Genomic DNA, 3,807 nt, shown 5'->3' on the forward strand with positions numbered 1-3,807 from the left:
GCTGCTTGCAGCCTATGACTAGGCTTGGTAGCAACAGACAGAGTACCAGCAAAAAGTTTTTCTTATTCATGGAATTACGGTTTATACCCCAACTTGGTATCACTCATGATTGTACGTCTGAACGCAACTTGGTATAAGATTAAACTGAGATGTTGCACCCTTCTTAATTACCTGTTTAGGAACGGGCAAGATGCCCGTTCCACAATAACATTGAGTTTTGTGGAACAGGCATCTTGCCTGTTCTTAAGAAAGGTGCAAGATGTAAGATTAAACCTTCTCTTTCGCAGGCGGAACCAAACCGGTTTTATTCAAACCCGCATCAATCTGCCTGAGCAATTTAAAATCGTCTTCGGGTAAAGAATTAACAGGCGAGTGTTTTTCCAGAAACGAGAATGCTTGGCGAAATTCACGCGGCTGGGAGTCGATCGCACTATCGAAGTGACAAGGTACAATCTTTTGAAAGTCCCAACTCGCCACTTTATCCACCCAATCGAGAGTTTCCCTCGGCGCGCGGTTGAGAATCAATGTCTGCAAAATCGGCGCCACAAACAACCGCCCTCCTCCCCGCAAAGCGTCAAACGATCGCACCCAATCTGTTTTCCACTTGAACGGATACAACCCGAAATAAGCTTTCCTAGAGCGTTCTGGCGCTTGGCGCGCGCTGGCAAATACCTCCGACCACGGCGGCACTTCCAACACGCTGGGGCTAAAATACATGGCAAATAAGGCGATTCTCTGCCACCCTTTGCGCCGATTTTCGTGGGTGTCTGCCACGGTGTCCGAGGCGCTGTCTTTGGCGTGAAACAGCAGCGGGTACGAGTCGAGTTGGACGATCGCGGGCGGATTTTCGGGAATCGAAACCACGGAATCTGTTAACATCAGCGTGCGCGATCGCCTGTGAAATAACGCAACTTCAGCAAATCTGCCCAAACCGAGGTCGAGGGGGCCGAGAATTGCCCAGTCAAATTGATCGGCTAAGGGCGTGTTGCTGCTGTCAAAGGGCAGTACAGACGTGCGTTTCGCCGGCAAACCCAGCCAACTCAGCGGCAAATTCACGGGAAAACTCCACTGCTGCGGGGCGACAAACACCTGCGCTTCGGGAAAACACCTCGCAAAGGGGCCGACAAAAACTTTGTGCTCGATGCCGGAAACCGTTGTCAGCAGGATGTACTTCACCTCGCCGTGCTCTGCTACTAACTCTTTTACCAAGCGGATGCACTCAGGAGTCGGTGCCACGGGGGCGTAGACGAGAAGGCCTTCGGGTTCTAATTTAATTACTGTCATCCGAATCGGGACGACAACGTAAAAAATGCCTTGTAGTTGGTCAAAAGTCCAGATTGTATCTTTAACTATTTCCTTGCGGATGGTGCGCCGCTTGCTGTAGGGATAAAGGGGGACGACCGGCCAAAAGGCCCAAGAATAGTCCCGAGAATCAATCTGTGCTGATGTTGGTATGCCTTCGCCCTCTGCCACTGGTGCGACTCCTTGCCGATTTTTTTGTACGTGCGTGTGATCGAACTGTTTTTATTTTATTTCACTCGTGTTGCGCGGATTCGAGGAGTTGAAAAGGGGTTATGGGCTATCGGGCTTTTGGAATACTCAAGCAAGAATTACGCATGGGGGCTAGAAACCCGGTTTCTACGAGTTTTGGGACGAGTCACGAGAAATAGAAGGAAGAAACCGGGTTTCACCACGCCTGGGTACGAGAACTATTAAACCAACTGTTCAGGATCGATGCCTAGTTCCCGCAACCGCGCCGCTAGTCTTTCCTCTCGCTGTTGAGATGCTATGAGTTGCTGTTGAGATTCTATCAGTTGCCGTTCCGCCGCCGTTGCTCTTTCACCCGGACTCAAAATCAACCCTCCTTGGGCCGTAAACCACCGCAACCACAACCGATTCATACTCTTATAACTGCCTTGCCACCAACCTAAACTCAACTGCAACTCAGGAATAAATAACCGCCCATCAATTAATTCTGCAGGTTCATAGTGGCCTCCTACAAGATGAAAAGCTCGCAATTCATCCGTGTAGCGACTGAACACAAAATAGTAAGGAATCCGCAAAATTTGTTCATAAACTTGCCACTTAGTCGGCGGTTCCCCAGCTTGCTGAACAGTCCGCCCTAAATCTTCATCTTCAGTTCCCGGCGATAGCAATTCCACCACCACAAACGGATTTACCCGTTCTTGCCAAACTACATAACTCAAACGCATATCGCGCCCTTGATAAAGCCTTGGCACACCCACCGCAGCAAACCAATCCGGGCGTTTATGCCAGCGCGGTTGTGTTGCATCGTAATACAAATTTAGGTCACTCGCTGTAAAGACTTGTTCCGCATCCCATCCAGGCGGCAAAAACGTGAATTCCAAGAGTTGCGGCTGATCTAAATGAAATGTATCTGGCAAACCGGGCTCCTTTGGGTCTTCGCTAGGTAAATCATACATTGTTGGCAAACTCTGCCGGGGGTCTAAAGGCGGTTCAGCTTGAGCAGGCGGGTAAGTCGGGAATGTCATAATGAATTCTGAGGTTGCTTATCCTGATATGATTATAGCCTTGTGAGAATGTCTGGCATTTCCAAAGAATTCCCATTAACTCTCAATCTCAAATCTCAAATCAAAACTCCTAAATCGATATGACTCAAAACTACCGCATCACTCTTTTACCAGGAGACGGCATCGGCCCTGAAATTATCGCTGTGGCGGTAGATGTCCTGAAACTTGTCGGCCAACAATTGGACATCGGCTTTGAATTTCAAGAAGCTTTAATGGGCGGCGCTGCTATTGACGCAACAGGCAATCCGCTACCCGAAGAAACACTGGAAAAATGCCGCAACTGCGATGCAGTATTGTTGGCAGCAATTGGCGGTTACAAGTGGGATAATTTGCCCCGCGAACAGCGGCCGGAAACGGGATTATTAGGACTGCGCGCCGGATTGGGATTGTTTGCAAATTTGCGTCCGGCGACTATTTTACCGCAATTGGTTGATGCTTCTAGTTTGAAACGGGAAGTTGTCGAAGGCGTGGATATTATGGTCATCCGCGAACTCACAGGCGGAATTTATTTTGGGAAACCGAAAGGCATTTTTGAGACGGAAACAGGCGAAAAACGCGGTGTCAATACGATGGCTTACACCGAGTCGGAAATTGACAGAATCGGGCGAGTCGCTTTTGAGACGGCTAGGAAGCGCGGGAAAAGGCTGTGTTCCGTTGATAAAGCGAATGTTTTGGATGTTTCGCAACTGTGGCGCGATCGTATTATTGCCCTTTCTTCAGAATACCCTGATGTCGAACTTTCTCACCTCTACGTTGACAACGCAGCAATGCAGTTAATTCGCTGGCCGAAACAGTTCGATACAATTGTCACGGGCAATTTATTCGGCGACATTCTTTCCGATGCGGCGGCGATGCTAACTGGTAGTATTGGGATGCTGCCTTCTGCTAGTTTGGGAGCAAGCGGGCCGGGAGTTTTTGAACCCGTGCACGGTTCCGCACCAGACATCGCTGGACAAGATAAAGCAAATCCCATCGCCCAAGTTTTGAGTGCGGCAATGATGCTGCGCTACGCCTTAAATCAGCCGGAAGCTGCTAATAAAATCGAGCAAGCAGTTGTAGAAGTTTTGGATCGGGGTTATCGCACTGGTGATATCATGTCGGAAGGCATGAAACTCGTCGGCTGTCGGGCAATGGGCAATGCTTTAATTGAAGTTTTGCAAGGTTGATTTATTTACCTGGTAGATACTGTCTTGACCTGTCAAGGGGTAGCAGTCAAATAATTGGGGTCGAAAGGCTTTTGGGATTTTAAAATCCC

At 49.0% G+C, this 3,807-nt stretch carries 3 protein-coding genes; 1 reads left to right on the top strand and 2 read right to left on the bottom strand.

The window, feature by feature from the left end; translation table 11 throughout:
- Nucleotides 1-267: 267 nt before the first annotated feature.
- Entirely contained in the window at nt 268-1,473 is a 1,206-nt protein-coding gene (locus QUA25_RS28830; RefSeq protein WP_333043087.1) for a DUF4336 domain-containing protein, read from the bottom strand.
- Nucleotides 1,474-1,712: 239 nt separating this feature from the next.
- On the bottom strand, nt 1,713-2,513 hold the full coding sequence (locus QUA25_RS28835) for a Uma2 family endonuclease (RefSeq protein WP_333043088.1): 801 nt from the start codon (nt 2,511-2,513) through the stop codon (nt 1,713-1,715).
- 119 nt (nt 2,514-2,632) lie between these two features.
- Between QUA25_RS28835 and leuB the strand changes: the two genes are divergently transcribed.
- The gene (gene leuB / locus QUA25_RS28840; RefSeq protein WP_333043089.1) at nt 2,633-3,718 is read left to right on the top strand and encodes a 3-isopropylmalate dehydrogenase; all 1,086 of its coding nucleotides are present in this window, start codon (nt 2,633-2,635) and stop codon (nt 3,716-3,718) included.
- The last annotated feature ends 89 nt before the right edge of the window (nt 3,719-3,807 follow it).

The organism is Microcoleus sp. Pol17C6 (genome assembly GCF_036701145.1).
GTDB lineage: Bacteria > Cyanobacteriota > Cyanobacteriia > Cyanobacteriales > Microcoleaceae > Microcoleus.

Excerpts from the sequence above, each read along its gene's own strand:
- leuB (WP_333043089.1), top strand. The coding sequence starts at position 2,633 with ATGACTCAAAACTACCGCATCACTCTTTTACCAGGAGACGGCATCGGC.
- QUA25_RS28835 (WP_333043088.1), bottom strand. The coding sequence starts at position 2,513 with ATGACATTCCCGACTTACCCGCCTGCTCAAGCTGAACCGCCTTTAGAC.